The sequence below is a fragment of the Variovorax sp. ZS18.2.2 genome, assembly GCF_024701975.1.
Classification (GTDB): domain Bacteria; phylum Pseudomonadota; class Gammaproteobacteria; order Burkholderiales; family Burkholderiaceae_C; genus Variovorax.
Map to the genome: position 1 here is coordinate 1 of NZ_JANLNM010000021.1, position 3,131 is coordinate 3,131.

Consider the following 3,131-nt stretch of genomic DNA (forward strand, 5'->3'; position numbering starts at 1 on the left):
TGAGGCCTGCCGAGCCGGGGGCCGGGATGATCAGCCAGTTGATGACGGCAGAGGTGGCCGGGCTGATGGTGCCGGTGCCGGTGACGTCCGCAATGCCCTGCTTGTTGGAGACGCGGATGAAGAACTTCGCGCCGCTGGCGTTGGGGTCTTCGGTGACGGAGACGGGCGTGCCGTTCTCCTCCATGACCTTGACCACCACCGAGACGTTGGAGATCACGCCACTGTCGGTGGTGTTGTTGATCTTCATCTCGGCGTCGAAGGCCTGGCGCTCCAGGGTGAGCTGCTGCTTGATCTGGATCTTGACGCTGGCGCAGACGGTTTCCTGGGCGACGGCGGGCATCGCCAGGGCGAGCATGACTGTCACGCCTGCGCAGATTCGTAACGCCAGATGCAGCGTCGACACGATTTTTTTCATGGGCTTGCGGGAGTCACCGTCCATTGAAACTTCACGTCGGACGCGATGGGTGACTTGCTGGCGCGAACAACGACCACGCCCGTCGTCTTGCCCACGTCCTGCGAACCCACGGCACCGAACTTCAAGGTATTGCGCGTGGCGTCCACGGTGTAGCCGCTGCCTTGCTGCTGGACCAGCTTCGCATTCACGCCGGAAATGGGCGCTCCGGTATTCGTGAGTTCGAAACGAAGTTCATATTCCGTGATGCGTGCATCGATGCTCTTTTCGCTCACGATCGTGGGGCTGCAGATCCACAGCTTGGGGTTGTCCGTGACGGACGAAGTCGTGCCGGCAAGTCCGGGATCGGCAGCGTAAGGCACCGTGACGCTCATGCCCATGAATTCCGGGTCCAGCGAGACTGCCTTGCCGATCGTGATCTCGAAGGAAGTGTCGCCGTCGGCCGCGCAATTCGCGCGCGTGATGATTTGCGCACCCTTGATGACGTCCCATGCCTCACCCCGCTGGAAGGCGATTGCAGCGGGCAATGCGTTGGCGATCCGTGGCTTGGATGACACCAACGGAAAAATCACCTCGGAAGTCGGATTCTTGTTCACCCAGAAGCTCAGGAGCCACATGCCCGGACTGCCCCAAGCTCTCGGGGAGATTGCATTGGCTTGCTTCTCGGGCGTGATGACCACGGCACCGGGCGCATAGGCACGCGCAAGGCCTTGTCCATCGGAGATCACTGCGTAAACATAGTAGGCCCCTACGCCCAACTCGGTGACGTCCCAGATGTAGTCGCCGGTGAGAGCGTTCGCCTTCTGAAGCAGGCCTTCGACGATCAGCTGTCCATTGAACCCCGTTTTCGACGCGCTGTAGTAAAGAGCCACCGTCCGATCAATGCTGGGGTTCAGGCCCTCCCAGTGCACCTTGACTTGCTTGCGCTGGACCTCGGCAACCATGACCGCCTCGGGAACGCCGATCGTCGTCGGCGCCGTCAATTCGATGGTCGGACTCTCGTAGAACTGCGCGCTGGCCTGGAACATCGACGCACTGCTCCATCCGCTGGCAAGGTTCGATGCATCGATGGCGCGCACACGCCACCAGTACTTGGCCTTGTCGGTCAGGGCGGTGCCGACAAGCAACGACGAGGTATTCGACACGTTGCTGGTGATGCGCTGCGTGAGCGCCACATCGCTGTACACCTCGAACTCATAGCGCACAGCTTCGCCCTCCGGGTCCTCCACCGGGTTCACCGACAGCGTGGGGTAGGTGGATGCCAGCGCGCTGTTGCCCGGATTCTTGACTGTCGGTACAGGTGGCGCATCGTTACGCTCGTTCATCAGGAAACTGCTGACCATCCACGCCGACTCCGACTTGCCGTCGCTCGCTTTCACCCGCCACCAATAGCGCTTGTTCTCCACAAGGCTTGGCGGTGTCCAGCTGGTGCTGCCTGATTTGTCTTGCGCCGTCGCCGCGGAGATACGCCTGTCGGCCGAATCGAAGGTGTTGACCGAATCGATCTCGAACACATAGGTGATCGGGTCACCATCGCTGTCGGCGCTGTTGACTACCGTCAACTTGGTGACGGGCGTCGCGCTCTGCCCGCCGACCGGAGGCGACGACACCACCGGCACGGAGGGAACGTAGTTCGCCTGCTTGGTCACGAAACTGCGTGTCAGTGTGGCGGTGATTGCGCCCGCAGCGTCCTTGGCGATCACGCACCAGCCATATCGCCCCTCGGGAAGAGGGCTGGGCACTGTCCACGAGGTTGTGCCGCCTGGGGTTTGCGGGAGGCCCTCCACCAGCGCGACCACCCGTATGTGGTAATCCACTTCACGCCAACCCGAGAGCATGATGCAGCCGCTCCCGTCCCCCCCATCACCACGCCACGGGGCGAACACAAAGACGCCGTAGGTGATCGCATCGCCGTCCTTGTCGGTGCTGTTGGTCCAGCTGAGCGTTGGAGTGAAGGTTCTTACCGCAGCATCTGCAGCAGGCGACGCGAGATTGAAGCTGTCCGGCGGATCGTTGAATATGTTGACGAAAAGCCGACCGTTCACCCAGCTGCTGTACGTCGTTGTTCCGTTGAACGCGCGAGCACGCCACCAGTACATGGTGTTGTCGTTCAGGTCTTTGCCCACCTGCCAGCCCGTGGGCTGCGCCACGGGGCCAGCGCCGTTCCCCGGGCCGTTGGCGGCCTTGTCCACCAGGCCCGAGTCAACCAGTTTGGACATCGCCTCGTCGGCATAGATCTCGAACTGCACCTTGGTGGTGGGGTCCTTGGCATCTGTCGAGGTCAAGACCTGCAGGGTCGGACGCGCAGCCTTGACCTGTGCCCCCGAGGGTGGGCTGTCGATGGTCGGCGTGCCCGGGCCTGGCGGCGGCACGTCGCTCTCCACCCTGATGCTCGCCGCGCGGCTGGCGCTCAGCGTGCCGTCTGTGGCCGTGTAGTTGATGAGATAGTTGCCCACCGAACCCGTGCCCGGCGTCCAGCTGAACGAGGCACGCGCCACCGTCGGACTCTTTGGATCGGCCGGCTGCGCCGTGAAGCTCGCACCCGTGGGCAGAGGGGCCGCCACCAGCGTGACCGGTGTGCCCTGCGGACTCGACGCTTCCACCAGGAACGACACCTGCTGGCCGACCTTGGTCACGCGATCTGGGATGAACTGGATCACCGGCGGCAGCACCGCCGCCGGAGGGGCCTGGAAGTCGCTCTCGTAGACGCCTGTGGTGT

At 63.0% G+C, this 3,131-nt stretch carries 2 protein-coding genes; both read right to left on the minus strand.

Translation table 11 applies throughout. The annotated features are described in order from the left end of the window. On the minus strand, nt 1–364 hold a 364-nt coding region (locus NU688_RS33815; protein ID WP_257865355.1), incomplete at its 3' end, for a hypothetical protein. 47 nt (nt 365–411) lie between these two features. After that, nucleotides 412–3,131: hypothetical protein (locus NU688_RS33820; protein WP_374684727.1), on the minus strand; the 2,720-nt coding region annotated here is incomplete at its 5' end.